Origin of the sequence: uncultured Oceanisphaera sp., assembly GCF_947495715.1 — a bacterium.
Lineage (GTDB): Bacteria > Pseudomonadota > Gammaproteobacteria > Enterobacterales > Aeromonadaceae > Oceanimonas > Oceanimonas sediminis.
The window spans coordinates 186,601-204,015 of record NZ_CANLZU010000002.1; the positions used below are offsets into that span (position 1 = coordinate 186,601).

15 protein-coding genes are annotated in these 17,415 nt (G+C 58.8%); 12 read left to right on the forward strand and 3 right to left on the reverse strand.

What is annotated here, in order from left to right:
- Positions 1-224: 224 nt before the first annotated feature.
- Together Q0753_RS02140 and Q0753_RS02145 are read right to left on the reverse strand one after the other, a co-directional pair.
- Positions 225-326: a MetS family NSS transporter small subunit gene (locus tag Q0753_RS02140; protein WP_139215073.1), complete on the reverse strand. Its 102-nt coding sequence runs from the start codon at positions 324-326 to the stop codon at positions 225-227.
- Positions 323-1,801 carry a sodium-dependent transporter gene (locus tag Q0753_RS02145; protein WP_298716474.1) on the reverse strand — a complete coding sequence of 493 codons (1,479 nt, stop codon included), beginning with the start codon at positions 1,799-1,801 and terminating at the stop codon, positions 323-325. The genes Q0753_RS02140 and Q0753_RS02145 overlap by 4 nt, the downstream gene beginning before the upstream one ends.
- A gap of 573 nt (positions 1,802-2,374) precedes the next feature.
- Here Q0753_RS02145 and Q0753_RS02150 point away from each other — a divergent pair.
- Positions 2,375-2,584 (forward strand): DUF1127 domain-containing protein, encoded by a 210-nt coding sequence (locus Q0753_RS02150; RefSeq protein ID WP_298716477.1) that lies wholly within the window; start codon positions 2,375-2,377, stop codon positions 2,582-2,584.
- Positions 2,585-2,671: 87 nt separating this feature from the next.
- Here Q0753_RS02150 and Q0753_RS02155 read toward each other — a convergent pair whose 3' ends face one another.
- Positions 2,672-4,039: a DASS family sodium-coupled anion symporter gene (locus Q0753_RS02155; protein ID WP_298716480.1), complete on the reverse strand. Its 1,368-nt coding sequence runs from the start codon at positions 4,037-4,039 to the stop codon at positions 2,672-2,674.
- Between the two features lie 69 nt (positions 4,040-4,108).
- On the opposite strand from Q0753_RS02155, the gene Q0753_RS02160 reads away from it, so the two are divergent.
- From Q0753_RS02160 to Q0753_RS02210, 11 genes are all read left to right on the forward strand, one after another.
- The gene (locus Q0753_RS02160) at positions 4,109-6,919 is read left to right on the forward strand and encodes a response regulator (protein ID WP_298716485.1); all 2,811 of its coding nucleotides are present in this window, start codon (positions 4,109-4,111) and stop codon (positions 6,917-6,919) included.
- Positions 6,920-7,167: 248 nt separating this feature from the next.
- A complete protein-coding gene (locus tag Q0753_RS02165) occupies positions 7,168-8,421 on the forward strand; it encodes a D-amino acid dehydrogenase (RefSeq protein ID WP_298716487.1) in 1,254 nt (417 codons plus the stop codon).
- A gap of 97 nt (positions 8,422-8,518) precedes the next feature.
- A complete protein-coding gene (locus Q0753_RS02170) occupies positions 8,519-9,400 on the forward strand; it encodes an AEC family transporter (RefSeq protein ID WP_298716616.1) in 882 nt (293 codons plus the stop codon).
- Between the two features lie 299 nt (positions 9,401-9,699).
- Positions 9,700-10,566, forward strand: coding sequence for an MSHA biogenesis protein MshI (locus tag Q0753_RS02175; RefSeq protein ID WP_298716489.1), 867 nt, complete (start codon positions 9,700-9,702; stop codon positions 10,564-10,566).
- Positions 10,563-11,141: a fimbrial assembly protein gene (locus tag Q0753_RS02180; protein WP_298716492.1), complete on the forward strand. Its 579-nt coding sequence runs from the start codon at positions 10,563-10,565 to the stop codon at positions 11,139-11,141. The genes Q0753_RS02175 and Q0753_RS02180 overlap by 4 nt, the downstream gene beginning before the upstream one ends.
- Positions 11,138-11,788 carry an MSHA biogenesis protein MshJ gene (locus Q0753_RS02185; RefSeq protein WP_298716494.1) on the forward strand — a complete coding sequence of 217 codons (651 nt, stop codon included), beginning with the start codon at positions 11,138-11,140 and terminating at the stop codon, positions 11,786-11,788. Before Q0753_RS02180 ends, Q0753_RS02185 begins: the two co-directional genes overlap by 4 nt.
- On the forward strand, positions 11,781-12,113 hold the full coding sequence (locus Q0753_RS02190) for a hypothetical protein (protein WP_298716497.1): 333 nt from the start codon (positions 11,781-11,783) through the stop codon (positions 12,111-12,113). The genes Q0753_RS02185 and Q0753_RS02190 overlap by 8 nt, the downstream gene beginning before the upstream one ends.
- A complete protein-coding gene (mshL, locus tag Q0753_RS02195; protein ID WP_298716500.1) occupies positions 12,110-13,741 on the forward strand; it encodes a pilus (MSHA type) biogenesis protein MshL in 1,632 nt (543 codons plus the stop codon). The genes Q0753_RS02190 and mshL overlap by 4 nt, the downstream gene beginning before the upstream one ends.
- Positions 13,741-14,490, forward strand: a complete 750-nt coding sequence (locus tag Q0753_RS02200) for a tetratricopeptide repeat protein (protein ID WP_298716503.1) — start codon at positions 13,741-13,743, stop codon at positions 14,488-14,490. The genes mshL and Q0753_RS02200 overlap by 1 nt, the downstream gene beginning before the upstream one ends.
- Positions 14,468-16,165, forward strand: a complete 1,698-nt coding sequence (locus Q0753_RS02205) for a type II/IV secretion system protein (protein WP_298716505.1) — start codon at positions 14,468-14,470, stop codon at positions 16,163-16,165. The genes Q0753_RS02200 and Q0753_RS02205 overlap by 23 nt, the downstream gene beginning before the upstream one ends.
- Positions 16,165-17,385, forward strand: coding sequence for a type II secretion system F family protein (locus tag Q0753_RS02210; RefSeq protein WP_298716508.1), 1,221 nt, complete (start codon positions 16,165-16,167; stop codon positions 17,383-17,385). Before Q0753_RS02205 ends, Q0753_RS02210 begins: the two co-directional genes overlap by 1 nt.
- Positions 17,386-17,415: the final 30 nt, after the last annotated feature.

Sequence of the window (17,415 nt, forward strand, 5' to 3'; positions counted from 1 at the left end):
AGCCTGTACGTCGGGCAAAGGGCCCGCTCCGCCGACCCGCTTCGAGCACATCCTTGTGACGCTCAGCACATAACGTCCGACCGTCCGCTTCAGGGATGAAGCGGCTGAGCGTACACGGATGTATTTACAGCGTGTCGGAAGAGGCAACTGTGTTGTCTCTGGATTGCGGGGACTGGCTTATACAAGGCCGAAAAAAAAGGCAGCCTGTCGGCTGCCCTGGTGCGTTATTTTGCTTTGGACTTCATCGCCCGGCGAATACAGAGGGCGGCACCGCCCCAGGTAATGCCGAGTCCGATCAGCATCATGATGATGGCTCCGGTGCTCATGCGGTGGTCTCCTTCTTGCTGCTGAGGTTGATGACGATGGCCACAACCAGCATCAGTGCAATCATGCCCCAACCGATAAAGGTCACGTCATTATCGGAGTAACCGCCGTAGTTTTCGCGGAAGGCACTCAGAATATTGTTGAACAGGATCACCACCAGAATGCCGATAGAGACAAACTTGATGCAGATGGCCCACCAGCCGCCGATGGTGAACTCGGACAAACGGTTGGCATGGGCACGGAAGTCCTGCAGTTTGCACAACCAGCCCACCAGCAGCAGCTCAAGCAGGCAAGAGCCGAGCAGGGCGATGTTGTTGATGAAGTAATCCACCAGATCCAGCAGCAGCAGGCCACCCTGGGTGATGAACATCAGGCTGACCACCAGGCCGGTCGAGCAGAAGATGGTGGCGGTTTTCGGACGGCTCCAGCCCAGCTTGTCCATCAGGCCGGTGGTCACCGCCTCGGCGATGGAAATGTGCGAGCTGATACCGGCAAACACCAGCGCCAGGAAGAACAGCGGCCCCATCACGCCGGGGGCGGGCAGCAGGTTGATGGCGGTCGGCAGGGTCACGAAGGCCAGACCCACACCGGAGCTCACCACCTCGGTCAGTTCCTTGCCCTGGGCGTTGGCCATGTAGCCGAGCGCGCCGAAGATCATGATACCGGCCAGCATGGAGAAGCCGCAGTTCATCAGCACCGTCATGAAGGCGTTGTTGTTGATGTCGGACTTTTCCGGCAGGTAGCTGGCGTAAGACAGCATGATGGCGAAGCCGACACTCAGGGTGAAGAAAATCTGGCCGTAGGCGGCAGACCATACCTTGAGATCCCAGATCTTGCTGAAGTCGGGCTCCAGCAGCCAGTTGATGCCGTTCAGGGCACCGGGCAGGAAGGCGATGCGGCCAATCAGCAGCAGTACCATCACGAACAGCAACGGCATCAGCACCTTGTTGACCTTCTCTATGCCGCCTTTCACGCCACGGAAGGTGGCGAAGTAGGTCGCGGCCCAGGCCAGGCACAGCGGCAGCAGCAGGTGCCACTGCAGGCCACCCAGGTTGGAAGGTGCACTGTCATCCCCCAATCCCAGAAACTCGCCGAAGAAGAAGCCGTTGCTGTCTTCTCCCCAGGCCTGGGTAAAGGCGAAGTAGGCATAGGAAATGGCCCAGGCAATCACCACCACATAGTAGAAGGCGATAATGGCCGAGATCATCACCTGAAACCAACCCAGCCACTCAAAGCGATGATTCAGGGCCTTGAGCGTTTTTGGGGCACCGGAGCGGTATTTATGGCCCAGGGTAAACTCCAGGATCATGAAGGGAATGCCGGCGGTGAGCATGGCAAACAGGTAGGGAATGAAAAAGGCACCGCCACCATTTTCATACGCCATGTAAGGGAAGCGCCAGATGTTACCCAGGCCGACGGCAGAGCCGACGGCGGCAAGGATAAAGCCGGTGCGAGAACCCCATTGCTCTCGTTTCATAATGACTCCGAATCAGGATATTTCAGATGTGTAAGGATAGGTAAACGGAGCGCAGAGTAGGGAGGCTGTGGCATAAAATCAACGAGCTCGGTTGCTGCAGGTGCATGAGTCAACCCTACAACAAGGGGTTAACCGCTTCCGTGGTGGTGATATTGATTATTTTTTATTGTTAACTTGGTGTTATCTTTCAAATGTTTCTTAAATCATGGTTCATCTGTGTTTTTTGCATTTTGAGTATAATCGTCGACAGGAGCACATTCTGGTAGCAGTGAGTGCTGTTTGCTATTTATGCGCCTGTTGTCGTGAAAACAGCGCAATAGCAAGGTGTGAAGCGCTTATTTTGCATAAAAAAACCTTATTGTTGACTGTTTATTTTGTTGTGGTGTTTTTTGATGGCGATGACCTGATCCTGGTTCGCATGGCCTCTGTTAAGGCAATGATCGCGCAATGTTTAATCGTTTCCTTCGGCCGTTAACCTATTATAAAAACTAATGTTGTGATCGAATAAAAGTGGGTTGAGCCGGGATCGGCGGCTCACTATCCTGTGCCCCATATCAGCTCAGGAGGCGCATCATGAACACCGCAACGTATCAAACTCAAGACCTGTCGCACGCAGGCAAAAAGACAACTCAAGCCGGCCTGCTGGCCACACTCGGCCTGTGGCTGCAACGCACCCGTACCCGTCGCCAGTTATCCGAGCTGCCGGCCTACTTGCTGAAAGACATTGGTTTGAATGAATCCGACCGCTATCAGGAGATCAGCAAGCCGTTCTGGCAACAATAAACCGGCAAGGATGCGCCCGAAAAAAGCCGCTGACGTTCAGCGGCTTTTTTGTATCTACAGTTTTTATGTTTACAGCATGGGTAAGGCTCAGGCGAAGACGAAGAAATACACCGCCAGCATGCTGATACAGACCAGGTTGAGCACAAAACCCGCCCTCATCATGTCTTTCTGGCGAATGTAACCGGAGCCGAACACGATGGCGTTGGGCGGGGTCGCCACCGGCAGCATGAAGGCGCAGGAGGCGGATACCGCAATCACCGAGGCCACCATCACCGGGGTCAGTCCCAGGCCTTCGGCGACCGCCACAAATACCGGAATCAACAGCGCCGCACTGGCGGTATTGGATGCCAGTTCGGTCAGGAACACCACGAAGGCGGTAATTACCAGCAGGATCACGAAGGGACTGGCATGACCCAGCATGTCGGCCAGATGGTGGGCCAGAAACTCGCTGGTGCCGGTGGCCTTGAGCACATGGCTCAGGGTCAGACCACCACCAAACAGCAGCAATACGCCCCAGTCGGTGTGCTTTTCAATGTGCTTCCATTCCGCCACCCGGGTAATGCCGATCAGGGCGATGGCCAGTAGCGCAACAATGGTGTCAAATGAACTCAGACCACCGAGGGCCCTGGATACGGAGCCGGAGAAAATCCACAGCAATACCGTCAGGCCAAAAATGGCCAGGGTGGTTTTGCGTTGGCCGGTCCAGCTGATGTGCTCTTCGGCCAGCTCGATGCGCTCGCTCAGTTTGGGGCGGAACAACAGATAGAGCACCAGAATGGCCACCGGCAGCAGCAGCAGGGTAATGGGCAGACCCAGGGCCATCCATTCGCTGAAGCTCAGCCCCACCTGGGCGGCGGCAATGGCGTTGGGCGGGCTGCCGACCAGGGTGGCAATACCACCGATGCTGGCGCTGTAGGCCACACCCAGCAGCACGAAGATATAGGTACTGCGATAACGCTCGCCATCCAGGCAGCTCAACAGACCCAGCGCCAGCGGCAGCATCATGACGGTGGTGGCGGTATTGCTGATCCACATCGACAGAAAGGCGGCGGTGCCAAACAGCAGGAACACGGCGGTACCGAGCCGACCTTTGGCCAGCCGCAGGATCCGGCTGGCAATCAGCCGGTCCAGTTGCTGACTGTGCATGGCGGCGGCCAGTGCAAAACCGCCCAGAAACAGAAAAATGATGGAGTTGGAGAAGTTGCCGAGCGCCTCTTTGGTATCCAGCACGCCCAGCAGGGAAGCCAATAGCGGCACCAGCAAGGCGGTAATGGTAATATTCAGTGCTTCGGTCAGCCAGAGCACGGCAATAAAGACCAGCAGGCTCAGTCCCTTGGTCACGCCGGGATCAAAAGGCAGTGTATTGAGCAAGAGCAGGAACAGGAGCAGGTTGGCACTGAGAATGCCCCACTTGGCCCTGATGTTTACACCTTGTTGTGGAATCTCGTCGGACATGTTTTTTACTCGTTATGTTGTTGTTTTGGTTGAATTTGTCAGTATATCACCAGACGGTGGGAGCAAAAGATGATGTCGGTTGCAAAACGACGCAATTTACCGGTGCCGCGCTGGACAATACTGACTTGTGCGCTGCTGTTGTGTCTGCTGTTCATAGCTTATGGTAGCAATCAATATCGGCAGTATCGTTATTACCAGGTGCTGCAACAGCAGACCGAGCCGGTACTGAAGGCGCTGCACCGGCAGCAGAGCCAGGCAACGACCAGCGCAAAAAGCGGCCTGCAACTGAACGAACAGCTCACCTCGCTGGCACTGACGGTGTCGCACTTTATCCGGTTTATCGAACAGCATCCGATTCCGCTGGCGGGCACCGACGAGGTGTTTGCCGAACTCAATCGCTATCAGGAAACGGTGCTGGCGCTGCAGGATGCCGATATTCGCAGCCGTCATGCCTTGCAGTCTTTTGCCGAAGCCCTGCAGGGTCTGCCTACCCGGCCGGAATACGAGCAGTTTTTGCAGCATAGCCGGCTTTATCTGACGGTGCCCAACCAGCGATTTCTGTACGCGCTGGATGACGAAGCCGAACGGTTACGGCAAGCGGCCACCGGCGAGTGGCTGGATGCATTCTATTATCATCGGCTTTACCGCCATCGCGTGGGCGAGGTGATACGGCTGCGCGAGGCGATGGCCGCCAATGATCTGTCTGCACTGCTCCAGCGCACCGACGACTGGCGGCAACAGGCCGAAGACAGCTGGAAGCAGATGCGGGCGATACTGGCATTGCTGGTGCTGCTGTTTGTCGGCCTGGGGGTCTTGTTGCTGGTGGTTCGCAACCGGCAATTACGCGAGGCAAGTCAGGCCTCGTTTGCGCTGGCCCGGGCCAAAACCGATTTTCTGGCCAACATGAGCCACGAAATCCGCACGCCCATGAATGCCATTATCGGCTTCGCGTCCCTGTTGCAGCAGACACCGCTGAATGGACAACAGTCCGAATACCTGAAAAAAATCAAGAATTCGTCCGATAACCTGCTGCTGCTGATCAACGACATTCTGGATCTGACCAAGGTGGAGGCGGGCAAGCTGGAGCTGGAAGACATCGAGTTTGATCTCAACGAGCTGCTGGAACGACTGTCCGGGCTGTTTGCCGACATGTCCGAGCAGAAACAGCTGGAAGTCATCATCAACAAGGTGGCCGATGTGCCCGACTGTCTGCATGGTGATCCCTTGCGACTGGGACAGGTGCTGGTCAATCTGGTCAATAATGCGGTCAAATTTACCGAGCGTGGTGAAGTGGTGCTGACGGTGTCGGTGTGCGCCGACCCCGAGCCGAGGCTGTGTATCGAGGTCAGCGATACCGGCATCGGCATCATGCCCGACCAGCTCAACCGACTGTTTGGCTCCTTTACCCAGGTGGATGCCAGCACCACCCGCAAGTACGGTGGCAGCGGCCTGGGTCTGAGTATCAGCCGTCATCTGGTGCAGTTGATGGGGGGCACTATCGAGGTCAGCAGTCAGCCGGGGCGGGGCTCTATCTTTACCGTCAAGATGCCGTTGCAACCGGCAACCATGGTCCGGGCCGAGCTGCAGCCGGCACATCTGGCGGGACAGAAGGTGCTGCTGGTTGACGATAACGCGCTGGTGCTGGAGGTGATGAGCCGGTTACTCCGTGGGCTGGGGCTGGTGGTTTACAGCGCCCAGGATGTGGGCACGGCCAGAGAGCTGCTTCACAAACGGGGCTTTGAGCTGAATCTGGCGTTAATCGACTGCTGTCTGGGGCAGGACAACGGCCTGGAGCTGGCCCGTTACCTGGTGCAGCAGCCCCACTTTGGCCATATCGGCGTGGTGATCATGAGCGCCTTTGGCCGAGAGCGGCCAGAGCCCCGCATGCAGGCGCTGGGTATCGAGCATTACCTGTCCAAACCCGTCACCGAGCACAGCCTGATCCAGTGTCTGAACCAGGTGCTGGGTAATGATGCCGATGCAGCGGGCAGCAAACTGGTGGCCGGCCTGCAGGATCTGGCGTTTTATCACGGCCAGCTGGCGGGCAAACAGATATTGCTGGCCGAAGACAACCGCATGAACCAGCAGTTGATCGTGGAGTTTCTGAAACAGGTCTCGGTGTCGGTGACCCTGGCCGACAACGGTCGCCAGGCGGTTGAACAGATGGTCAGGCGCCGCTTCGACGCGATTCTGATGGACTTGCAAATGCCGATACTGGACGGGTTGGAGGCGACGCGCCAGATCCGCAAACTGCGGGTGCACCACGATATTCCCATCGTGGCACTGACCGCCAGCGCCATGCGCGGCGATCGGGAAGCAAGCCTGGAGGCGGGCATGAATGGTTATGTCACCAAGCCGGTCAACCGGCTCGATCTCTATCAGGCGCTGACGCAGATACTGGCACATTCTCCGGCGGCAGCTGCCAGCGTAGCGGACAGGAACACCGATAGTGCAGAGACCACTAATGCAGAGAGCAAGAGTGCAGCGGATAACGCTGCGGCCGACGCCGAACACGCGGACGCATGGGACACGCAACCGCGTACGACCGCCGTGTCGAGTGAAGGCGCCGGACCTTCCTTCGATACGGCAACCGATGCGGCCACCGAGCTTTTAGCGCGGCAAAGGGCGGATTTTGCCGCGCAGCACCAGGACGATGTCTGGCTGCTCCAGGCCGCGCTGGCCGGTGAAGACTGGAGCGAGGCATTGGCGGTAGTGACGGCGCTGGCCGAACAGGCCGAGGCCTGCGGGCTGGCGCCATTGGCGGCGCAGGCCCGGGCACTGCGGTTGCCGTTGCAACAGCGGCGACGACCCGAGCCGGAGCAACTGACGGCCTTGAGTCACGCGCTTGGCCGGCTGGCGGATGAACCGGTGACATCCTGAGAACGTGATTTTATTGAATTGAGATATTCGTCACACTTTGCTGTTTGTTAGTTAATTATTCTGATAATTTTATTTTAACTGAATTTATTCACCAATACAGAAACCGAGCTCAGATAAAGATAGAGCCCCCGAATTCACCGGCCCTGTGCCGGTTATTCCCGCCGTAATACGTGATGCGTTTTGCTCTGGATTTTATTGTTTTTTTAGACGATATTGCCGCTATACAAGCATCTTGGTAGGGGAGTGTCATGAAAGTATTAGTATTGGGTAGTGGTGTCGTCGGTGTTACCAGCGCCTGGTATCTGTCGCAGCAGGGCCACGAGGTGGTAGTGGTAGACCGGCAGCCCGATGCGGCCGAAGAAACCAGCTTCGCCAATGCCGGCCAGCTTTCATTCGGCATGAGCTCCCCCTGGGCCGCCCCCGGTATTCCCCTTAAAGCCGCCAAGTGGATGTTTCAGACCCATGCGCCACTCAAGCTGCGTCCCAGCCTCAATCCGGCCCAGTGGCAGTTTATGCTGTCGATGCTGGCCAACTGCAACGAAAAATCCTACGGCGTCAACAAGTCGCGCATGGTACGGGTATCCGAATACAGCCGTCAGTGCATCAATGCGCTGCAGAGTGAGCTGAAACTGCCGTTTGAAGGCCGCAAGCAGGGGCTGTTGCAGGTATTCCGTACCCAGAAGCAGATTGACGATGCCGCCAAAGACATCAAGGTACTGCAGGAATTCAACGTACCTCACGCCATGCTGAATGTGGACGAATGTATCGCCCGTGAGCCGGCGTTGGCGCGGGTGAAGCACAAGCTGGTAGGCGGTCTGCACTTTCCCGACGATCAAACCGGTGACTGCAACCTCTTTACCAAGTCGTTGGTGAAGAAGTGTCAGGAAAACGGTGTGGTGTTCAAGTTCAACACCGAGATCAAGGCGCTGGTCAGCGAAGGCGATCAGATCCGTGGTGCGCAAACCTCGAATGGTCTGGAAACCGCCGATCAGGTGCTGGTGTGCATGGGCAGTTATTCTCCCTTCCTGCTCAGCCCGCTGGGCATTCGTCTGCCGGTATACCCGATCAAGGGCTACTCGCTGACCATCGACGTCAAGAATGATGTCGATGCACCGCAGTCCACCGTCATGGATGAAACCTACAAGGTAGCCATCACCCGTTTCGAAAATCGCATTCGTGCCGCCGGCACCGCCGAGCTGGCCGACTTCAATGCGGATCTGCCCAAGGCCCGCCGTGCCACCATCGCCGAATCGGTCAGCAGCCTGTTCCCCGAAGGCGGCAAGGTAGAAGAAGCCGAATTCTGGAGCGGCTTCCGTCCCATGACCCCGGACGGCACGCCCATCATCGGCGCCACCCGTTACAAGAACCTGTGGCTGAATACCGGCCACGGCACCCTGGGTTGGACCATGGGCGCGGGCTCCGGCAAGCTGATCGCCGATTTGATCAGCGGCAACAAGCCGGAAATAGACGACAGCGGCCTGGCGTTCAGCCGCTACGGTTAAGCCCTGATCTAACCGGGCGATCGGCCAACCGCCGCCGTCCCCGGCGGCTGGACAGCTCCATAGCAAGGCGCCATACTGGCGCCTTTTGCGTCTCTATATGTTTTCTACCCTGCTTAATATCGTGGTGCCGGTGTTTGCGGTGGTGGCGGTGGGCTTTGCCTTCGGTCGCCGTCAGCGTCATGCCGACATGGGATTCATTAACCTGGCCAATGTGGCGGTGTTCTGCCCGGCATTGGTATTTTCTGCCCTCATCGACAACCCGGTGCGACTCGGCACCAGCTGGCCGCTGATGCTGGCCGGTACCCTGATCATCGTGCTGCCGGGCCTGCTGTTGTGTCTGTTTCGTTTCAAGGGACTGGAGCGCCGGACCCTGGTGCTGGGCGGCATGTTTCGCAACACCGGTAACATCGGTATTCCGCTGATGATGCTGGCCTATGGCGAGGATCAACTCGGCGCCATCATTATTCTGTTTGTGCTCTCCAACCTGATTCATTTTTCGCTCGGGCTCTTTATCCTGTCGCGCGAAGCCGGTCGCTGGCTGTGGCTGAAAAACCCCATCATCTGGTCTGCGGTGCTGGGCATGCTGCTGGCGGATCACCCGAGCCTGTTGCCCGAGTTTGTCTACACCAGCACCGGACTGCTGGGGCAAATGGCGGTGCCATTGATGCTGTTTGCCCTGGGCGTGCGGCTGTCGGGCGGTGAAATGGGGGATCTGGGGCTGGCGCTGCGGGTGAACCTGAGTTATTTGCTGGTCGGGGCGGCGAGCCTGCTGCTGGTGGCCTGGTGGTTGCCGTTAAGCGCAGACTGGCTGCGGTTACTGGCGTTGTCGGTGATGCTGCCGCCGGCGGTACTCAATTACCTGCTGTGCGAACAATATCGTTGCCAGCCCGATAAAATGGCCAGCATAGTACTGCTCGGTAATGCGCTGTCGGTATTGACCATTCCGCTGGTGATTTATCTGACCCTGACTTTGCTTTGAGGTCATACCGCAGCATAGGGTCGGATGAAGAGTTCTACTCTACCGACCGTCACATGACAGGACGTCATGTGCTGAGCGCCACATGGAGGTGCTTGCAGCGTGTCGGTGGAGTAGGCCCTTCATTCGACCTTTACAGAGCAGCTGCTTTAGTCAGATTGGTATAAATTATTGATCTTAATCAAGGGGAATAATTGAGAAGGTCTAATTAGAGTCCTTTTTCTAATCGCTTTATAATAGCTTGTTTATAAATAGATTTTATCTGTTTATACTGCTGCTTTAATTCTTTTTGTGCGGTGCAGATGGCCTTTATTTCCCGGTGGTTCAAACCCGTCAAATCCTTGTCTTCGGTGGGAATTTACATTACCCGGCAATGCCTGTTTGCGGTAGATGAACTTCAACCTCAGCAAACGGTGCAGCGCGATCTCGGCCATGGCGAGTCATTGCCGATGGCGCTGAAGGCGTTGATTGATGAACAGCACTGGCAGGGCCGACGGCTGTATCTGGTGCTGAACCGGCACTGGTATCAGCAAAGCCAGATAGACAAACCCGCCATGCCCGATGACGAGCTGGCACAGGCATTGCCCTGGTGCATGCGCGAGCTGGTCAACGCACCGGTAGAAAGCCTGCTGTTTGATTATATCGAACTGCCGCCAAGCCCAAGCGGGCAGGCGCGCATCGCGGTATACAGCAGCGAGCGGGAGAGGCTGGCCGAGCTGGTGCGGGCCGTTACCCCGCAACACGAGATTGTCACCATCGGGGTGGACGAGCTGGCCATGGCCAATTTGCTGGAGCCGGAGGTGCGGGGTCTGTTGCTGCACAAAATGCCAGGGCAGGAGTTGACCCTGACCTTTATTCATCAGCGTCAATGGCATTTTTCCCGTACCATTCGCGGCTTTCAGGCGCTGGATGACGAGCAGATGCCGGTCGACCAGTTCGTGTTCGACAACCTGCTGCTGGAGCTGCAGCGCAGCATCGATTATGCGGTCGGTCAGCTCAAGCTGAGCGCGCCCAATCGCTGGTATCTGGCCCTTCCCCAACGGGTTACCCCGGCCATTCAGGAGGCCATTCGTCAGGTATTCGATATCAAGTCCGAGTCGCTCACCAGCAGTACCCTCAGCCCCATCAGTTTGCCGGCGCTCGGTATCTTGCGGGAGGAGCAAGCGTGAAACGGCGTATCGAGTTTTATCAGGCCGCGCTCAAGCCGTCGCAGGATCCGGCTTCCATCACCCTGCTGTGGCGCGTTGGCCTGGCCATCGTGGTGCTGTGGGGGTTCATGTTTGCCTATGCGGGCTTCAATCAGTATCAACTGCAGCAACAGAATAGCGCCCTGCAGGCGTCGGTATTGTCGGGTGACAATGATCTGAACCGGCTGCGTCAGGGACTGGCCACGCTCAACAGCCGGCAGGACGACGGCCGGCTCGAGCGCATAGAGCAGAATATCAATGCGCGCCAGCGGTTGCTGGGCGTGCTGCTACAGGAAAACTTTGTGTCTTATGCCAATACCCTCAACGATCTGGCGCGCATTCCCTGGCAGGGCATCTCTCTGCAGGGGCTGACCCTGGAAGGCAAGCGCATGGTGTTGCGCGGCGAGGCCGCCAGTGCCAGTCAGGTACCGGCCTGGATTCTGGGCTTTGAGCAGCGCGACAGCCTGCGCGGTCACCGTTTTGGTCAACTCGAGATCAGTCGGCGACCCCGGGGCGGCCTGGGCTTCAGCCTTTACAGCGCCGAGGCGACCCCATGAGCCGCTTGGCCGAACAGCTGAAAAAGGGGCAAGAGCGCTTTGACGCCCTGTCGCGCCGGGAGCGCTGGCTGGTGCTGGGTGTCAGCTGGGCGCTGCTGGCCTGGCTGGGATTACTGCTTTATGAATCCACACTGCAGGCCGGCGTGATCCGTCTGCAGCAGGAACAGCTTGGGCTGCAGCGTCAGCTGGCCGAGCAGCAGCAGCTGCGAGATGAGCTGGCCCAGGGTATCTCCCGGTTGTCGAATAACGACAGCGAACAACAGCTGGCGCGGCTGAACCGTCGCCTGAGCAAGCTCAACGAGAACGTCGATCAGCGCATGCGTACCCTGGTGGGGCCGGAGCAAATGGCCGGCCTGCTGCTGACCATACTCGAACAAAGCCAGGGGCTGGAACTGCGGGAACTGAGCAACCGGCCGCCGCAGCGGCTGAACGGCGCAGAAAACACCGAGCCCTTGTATCGGCACGATCTGAGCCTGCATTTAACCGGCAGCTATCTGGCGTTGCTCGACTATGTGCAGCGCCTCGAGCAGCTGTCGGGGCGCGTGTTCTGGCGCGGGCTGGAATTCGAGCTGGAGCAGTATCCCGACGCCATCATTCGGCTCGACTTCTTTACCATCAGCCAACACAAGGAGCTGCTGCGTGGTTAACCCGTTATTGTTACTGCTGCTGAGCAGCACCGCCGGACTGCAGGACCCGACCCGGCCACTGACGGCCATGACGGCCACGGCCGACGCGCCGGCGACGTCTCAGGCGCAACAACATCAGCAACAAACGCCATTGCGGTTGCAGGCCATTTTCACCGGCGGCCATCGCCCCAGCGCCATTATCGACGGCCGCCGTTACCAAACCGGCGATGCGGTTGCCAACTACCGGCTGGTGCGCATCAGGCCGGACCATATTCTGCTGGAAGGCCAGGGCGATCCCCTGACTCTGACGCTGTTTCCCTCATTATCAACCCTGAGTAGCCAATGAATTTCACGACACGACCTTTTGCAGTGGCCCTGCTGGGTGCCTCTCTGGCCGCCTGTGTACATGCGCCGGATGGCTCCTTACCCAAGGACGCGCTGGATGAGGCGCTGACTGCTCGCCCGCATGCGGTACCGGCGGCGGTTGAGCAGGAATTGTTGAGCGGCCGTTCAACCGCGGCAGCCCTGAGCGCCGAGCCACGGCTGCGCCGCTTCAATATTGCCGCCAACGACGTAGAAACGGCCGACTTTTTCAATGCCCTGGCCAGCCAGCACGGTATCAGCATAGCGGTGCACCCGGATGTGCGCGGCACCATCAGTCTCAACCTGCGCCAGGTCACCCTGGCCGACACCCTGGCCGCCATTTCCCGGTTATACGGTTATGGCATAGAGCAGCAGGGCGGTGTGTATCAGGTGTATCCCAACGGGGTGCGTACCCGTACCTTCAGCGTGAACTATCTGATGCTGTCCCGTAATGGCCAGTCGCAAACCGCCATCAGCGGCAGCAGCCTGTCAAACGGTGAAGACGGTGGCAACAGCGCCGGTAACAGCTCGACCCGCATCAATACCGAGTCCAGCAACGACTTCTGGGCCGATCTGGAATCGGCGCTGGGCCGGTTGATCGGCAGCGAAGACGGCCGGGTGGTGGTCACCAATCCCCAGGCCGGGCTGGTGAGTGTGCGCGCCGCCCCCGACGAGCTGGCGCTGGTGGAAGACTTTTTGAGCCGGGCCGAACGCCAGCTCAAGCGCCAGGTGATACTGGAAGCCCGTATCATAGAAGTGGAGCTGAACGACGGTTATGAGCAGGGCATCGACTGGGATAATCTGAGTGCCGGCAGCACGGCCAGCCGTTCGGTCACGCCGCTGGTGACCGCTGGTAATGTATCGCCTTATCCTGCAGGTACCGTGCAACTCAATCCACTGGCCAAGTTACTCGGCGGTGGCGTGGTGTTCAATATTACCGATGGCAATTTTACCTCCGTCATCAGCCTGTTACAGACCCAGGGGGAAGTGAATACCCTGTCCAACCCCAGAGTGACCACCAGCAATAACCAGAAAGCGGTGATCAAGGTGGGGACCGATGAGTACTTCGTGACCAACTTTACCCTGGAAACCACCACCAGTAACAACGGTCCACCAGTACAGTCACCGGATATCGAGCTGACGCCGTTTTTCTCCGGTATCTCGCTCGATGTCACGCCGCAGATAGCCGAAGACAACCGTATTCTGCTGCACGTTCATCCCACCGTCAGTCAGGTTCAGGACAGTAACAAGATCATCAATTTCGGCAATCAGTCGGTTGAGTTGCCGCTGGCAAGCAGCAGCATCAGAGAATCCGATACCGTCGTCGAGGCCCGCTCGGGCGAGATGATCATCATCGGCGGCCTGATGCAGGAAACCCAGAGCGAACAGAATTCCGGTGTGCCCCTGCTCAGCCAGATACCGGTATTGGGCAACCTGTTCAAGAACCGTAAACTGGGCACCAAGAAAAGCGAACTGGTGATCATGTTGCGCCCTGTGGTGGTGAATGAAAATACCTGGCAGAACGAGCTGCAGCGCTCGCGCGACCTGCTGGAAAAATGGTATCCGCCCTTGTCGGAGCCGCTTGCTTCCGTGCACAGCGGGGTACGCTGATGAAAGGCGCCCGTTACTGGTCTCGGTTATTGCTGATGTTGCTGCCGCTGGCACCGCTGGTGCAGGCGCAGGCGCCGGATGAAGAAGAGTGGGAAGCGTCCGAATGGGCCGATGTCATGGTGGCGCCGCCGGCGGCAGAAAGCAGCCTCGACATCAGCGAAGTGACCCTGAGCCGGGCCGACTGGCTGGCCGAGATTGGCCAACAGGCCGACGCAGCCCTGGCCGCCGGTGACTGGGCCCGGGCCGAGTATCGGCTGGCTCAGGCGCTGACGGAGTACCCCGACGACGCTGCCACCCGCCTGCGCCTGGCCTCATTGCAGTTTGGCCGGGGCGCATTGGATCAGGCCCGCGCCCGGTTGCAGCAGGGGCTGGAGCTGAACCCGCAACAGGCGGATATGCGCCTGGCGCTGGCCCGCCTGCTGGCCGAACAACAGCGTTATGATGCGGCCTGGCAGGTGCTGGATGAAAGCCGGCCCCCCTTGCCGATGCACCTCGATTATTACAGCCTCAAGGCCGACATGGCCCGGCGCAGTGGTCAGTGTGCAGCGGCGGCAGAGATCTATCGTCTGTTGCTGGCCGAAAGCCGGGTCGGTGCCTGGTGGCTGGGGCTGGGGTTATGTCAGCGCCAATTGGGTGAAGACTTTATCGGGGCCTTTCAACAGGCGCGGGCCAGTGCCGATCTGGGGATGGCCTCGCAGCATTTTGTAACACAGCAACTGGAGCAACATGGCACAGCGCAAACTCACTAAACGGCTCGGCGAGTTGCTGATTGAGCACGATGTTATCAGTAACCAGCAGCTGGAGTCGGTGTTAAAGCAGCAGCAACGCGAAGGCGGCCGCATCGGCACCCTGCTGGTGCAGATGGGCATATTGAGCGAGCTGGAACTGCTGGGCTTTGTGGCCGAGCAGCTGGACCTGTCGTTGCTGGATTTGAACAAGACCGAGATAGACCCGCAGGCGGTCAAGCTGCTGTCTGAAGTGTATGCGCGGCGTTACCGCGCGCTGGTGATTGCCGCCGACGACACCGAGGCCACGGTAGTGCTGTCGGATCCGGCGGATCTGGACACCCAGGATGCGATCGGCAACCTGCTGTCGCCCCGCGAGATCAAACTGGCGGTGGCGCCCCAGAGCCAGCTGTTCGGGCTTTACGATCAGCTGTACCGACGTACCGACGACATTGCCAACCTGGCCGAGCAGCTGCAGGGTGAAAACACCCCCAGCCGACCGGCGCTGGAAGCGGCCGGGCTGGACGACAGCGACGCCACCGTGGCCAAGCTGCTGTATTCGTTGTTTGAAGATGCCCTGCAGGTCGGCGCCTCCGACGTGCATATCGAGCCCGATAAAAACCTGATCCGCTTGCGGATGCGGGTCGATGGCCTGCTGCAGGAAACCGAGCTCAAGGAAGTCGGCATCGCCCCGGCGCTGGTATCCCGGCTCAAGCTGATGGCCGGGTTGGATATCGCCGAGCGGCGGTTGCCGCAAGACGGTCGCTTCGCCCTGAAAATAAAAGACAGCCCGGTGGATGTGCGTATGGCCACCATGCCGGTGCAGTTTGGCGAGGCGGTGGTGTTGCGACTGCTGGATCAGACCCACGGGGTGCGCAGTCTGACCCAGGCCGGCATGCCACCGGCGTTGCTGGCCGCTTTTCGGCGCAAACTGGCCAGCCCCAACGGTATTATTCTGGTGACCGGCCCCACCGGCAGCGGTAAAACCACCACCCTTTATGGCGCCCTGAGCGAGTTGAATACGCCGGATCGCAAGATTATCACCGCCGAAGATCCGGTGGAATACCAGTTGCCACGGGTCAATCAGGTGCAGGTGAACAACAAGGCCGGCCTGACTTTCGCCCGCATTCTGCGCACCAGCCTGCGCCAGGATCCGGATATTTTGCTGATCGGCGAAATGCGCGATCAGGAAACCGCCGAAATCGCCATGCGCGGCGCGCTCACCGGTCACCTGGTGCTGTCTACCCTGCACACCAACGACGCCCCCAGCTCGGCGGTGCGACTGATGGACATGGGCGTGCCCGGTTATCTGGTGGCCAGCACCCTCAAGGGCATTCTGGCTCAGCGCCTGGTGCGCCGTTTGTGTAAACACTGCAAGGTAGAGCAGGTGCCGGAGCAAAGCGAACAACAGTTTTTACAGTATCTTGCCCCCGGCCTCGGCGCCGGTCGTTATTATCGGGGCGAGGGCTGTGCCAGTTGCAACAACAGCGGCCACAAGGGCCGGGTAGGGGTCTATGAATGGCTGGAGATCACCCACGACATGGCGGACACCCTGCGCGAGCAGAATATCGAACGCTTCAACGAACTGGTGGCGGCTGCGCCGGACTACATCACCCTGGCTCGCTCCGCCCTGGAGTTGGCACGGGCCGGTGAGGTGGCGCTGAGCGAAGTGCTGCGCCTGGCCGAGTGGATGGAATAATGGCGTTTTATCGTTACCGGGCCCGTAACGCCCAGGGGCAACTCAACGAAGGCCGGCTTGAAGCCACCTCGTCCCAGGCGGCGGCCGAGAGCCTGCTCAACGCCGGCTTGATCCCGGTAGAGCTGAAAGAGACCCAGGCCGGCACCAAGAGCTGGATACAACTGCAGCAATTTCTGAAGGGCGGCGTCAAGCCCGAGGTGCTGTTGATCCTGAGTCGCCAGTTTGCCTCCCTGACCCGGGCGGGCATTCCCATACTGCGCATCGTCGAAGGGCTGCGCGACACTACCGACAACAAGGTGATGAGCGGGGCGCTGAACGAAGTGGCCGAGGCGCTGAATCAGGGCCAGACCCTGGCCAACGCGCTGGCGGCGCACCCGCATCTGTTCAACAGCCTGTTTGTGTCCCTGGTGGAAGTGGGCGAGAGCACCGGTCAGCTGGAGCAGGCCTTTCTGCAACTGGCCCATTATTTTCAGCTGGAGCTGGATACCCGCCGCCGGGTCAAGGCCGCCATTCGCTACCCGATGTTTGTCAGCATCGCCATGCTGGCCGCCATGGTGGTGATGAACATCTATGTGATCCCGGCCTTCAGCGGTATTTTTGCCGGTCTGGGCGCCGACCTGCCCTGGACCACCCGTTTGTTGATGAGCACTTCCAGCTTCTTTACCCAGTACATCGGCCACATGGTGGTGGCCTCGGTGGTGGGCAGCCTGTTGATCTGGCGCTATGTCAACACCCCGAACGGACGCCTGCGCTGGCATCAATGGCAACTGCGCATTCCCATCATAGGGCCGCTGATCAAGCGTATTTTACTTGCGCGTTTTTGCCGCAGTTTTGCTATGATGCTGACCGCCGGCGTGCCCATAGTACGGGTGCTGACCCTGGCGGGTAATGCCACCTCCAATGCGTATCTCACCCGCGCCATTCTGGGCATGGGCGAGCAACTGTCGTCCGGCAGCAGCCTGTCGGCGGTGGCCGAGCAAAGCGGGGTATTTACCCCGCTGATTTTGCAGATGTTTCGCGTGGGGGAAGAAACCGGCCGGGTCGACGAGATGGTGATGGAAGCGGGCCGCTTCTACGAAGAAGAAGTGGACTACGACATCAGCAACCTCACGTCCAAGATCGAGCCGATATTAATCGTGGTGATTTCTGTCATGGTGCTGATCCTGGCGCTGGGTATCTTTACCCCCATGTGGGACATGATGAATGTGATCAAGGGGTAAAGGCTCGAGGATAGCAATGAAGTAGAAATA

What these genes read in the sequence shown, in the direction of transcription:
- Q0753_RS02140 (WP_139215073.1), bottom strand. Translation starts at nt 326, where the DNA reads ATGAGCACCGGAGCCATCATCATGATGCTGATCGGACTCGGCATTACC.
- Q0753_RS02145 (WP_298716474.1), bottom strand. Translation starts at nt 1,801, where the DNA reads ATGAAACGAGAGCAATGGGGTTCTCGCACCGGCTTTATCCTTGCCGCC.
- Q0753_RS02150 (WP_298716477.1), top strand. Translation starts at nt 2,375, where the DNA reads ATGAACACCGCAACGTATCAAACTCAAGACCTGTCGCACGCAGGCAAA.
- Q0753_RS02155 (WP_298716480.1), bottom strand. Translation starts at nt 4,039, where the DNA reads ATGTCCGACGAGATTCCACAACAAGGTGTAAACATCAGGGCCAAGTGG.
- Q0753_RS02160 (WP_298716485.1), top strand. Translation starts at nt 4,109, where the DNA reads ATGATGTCGGTTGCAAAACGACGCAATTTACCGGTGCCGCGCTGGACA.
- Q0753_RS02165 (WP_298716487.1), top strand. Translation starts at nt 7,168, where the DNA reads ATGAAAGTATTAGTATTGGGTAGTGGTGTCGTCGGTGTTACCAGCGCC.
- Q0753_RS02170 (WP_298716616.1), top strand. Translation starts at nt 8,519, where the DNA reads ATGTTTTCTACCCTGCTTAATATCGTGGTGCCGGTGTTTGCGGTGGTG.
- Q0753_RS02175 (WP_298716489.1), top strand. Translation starts at nt 9,700, where the DNA reads ATGGCCTTTATTTCCCGGTGGTTCAAACCCGTCAAATCCTTGTCTTCG.
- Q0753_RS02185 (WP_298716494.1), top strand. Translation starts at nt 11,138, where the DNA reads ATGAGCCGCTTGGCCGAACAGCTGAAAAAGGGGCAAGAGCGCTTTGAC.
- mshL (WP_298716500.1), top strand. Translation starts at nt 12,110, where the DNA reads ATGAATTTCACGACACGACCTTTTGCAGTGGCCCTGCTGGGTGCCTCT.
- Q0753_RS02200 (WP_298716503.1), top strand. Translation starts at nt 13,741, where the DNA reads ATGAAAGGCGCCCGTTACTGGTCTCGGTTATTGCTGATGTTGCTGCCG.
- Q0753_RS02205 (WP_298716505.1), top strand. Translation starts at nt 14,468, where the DNA reads ATGGCACAGCGCAAACTCACTAAACGGCTCGGCGAGTTGCTGATTGAG.
- Q0753_RS02210 (WP_298716508.1), top strand. Translation starts at nt 16,165, where the DNA reads ATGGCGTTTTATCGTTACCGGGCCCGTAACGCCCAGGGGCAACTCAAC.